At 74.1% G+C, this 679-nt stretch carries 1 protein-coding gene; it reads left to right on the top strand.

Annotated elements, in window-relative coordinates; all coding sequences use genetic code 11:
* The coding region (locus B8460_RS19350) for a transglycosylase SLT domain-containing protein (protein WP_048863265.1) at window positions 1-679 on the top strand (679 nt) is incomplete at both ends.

Here is a 679-nt window from a genome sequence, read left to right as displayed (position 1 = left end):
CCCAGCTCCGGCCGCGCCGCGCATCCGCCCTCGTCCGCGCCGAGTTCGGCCACGGCCGCGGTTCAGCCGTCTGCGGCCCCCGCGGCCACCGCGCCGGCCACGGCCAAGCCAGCCGCCGGCTGGGACGCGACGCAGGCAAAATACTGCGCCGACGCGATCACGGCGGCCGAACACGCGCACGCCATCCCGGCCGGCATCCTCACCGCCATCGCCAAGGTCGAAAGCGGCCGGCCGATCGCGACGATGACGGACATCCACCCGTGGCCCTGGACGATCGATGCCGACGGCACCGGGCTGTTCCTGGAGAGCAAGGCGGCGGCCGTCGCCTGGGTGCGGCTGAGCCTGTCGCGCGGCGCGCGCTATGTGGATGTCGGCTGCATGCAGGTCGATCTGCAGATGCACCCGGCGGCGTTCCGTTCGCTCGAGGACGCGTTCGATCCCACCCGCAACGCCGACTATGCCGCCCGCTACCTGCGCAGCCTGTACGAGGAGGCGGGGGACAACTGGTACGTCGCGATCGGCCTGTATCACTCGCACACCCCGGCGCTGGCGGCGGATTACCGGGACCGGGTGGCGGCGGTCGGGGCGGGGATCGTGCGCGGGACCGGTGGGCCGGAGCCGCTGTACCGCCGCGCGCTGCGGCAGGGCACGCTGCATCTGGCGCTGGCGGGCGGCGGCA

Origin of the sequence: Acidisphaera rubrifaciens HS-AP3, assembly GCF_000964365.1 — a bacterium.
In the GTDB taxonomy this organism is placed as follows: Bacteria; Pseudomonadota; Alphaproteobacteria; order Acetobacterales; family Acetobacteraceae; genus Acidisphaera; species Acidisphaera rubrifaciens.
Note: the sequence above shows the minus strand (reverse complement) of the source record. Positions and strands in the feature narration are given on the sequence as shown.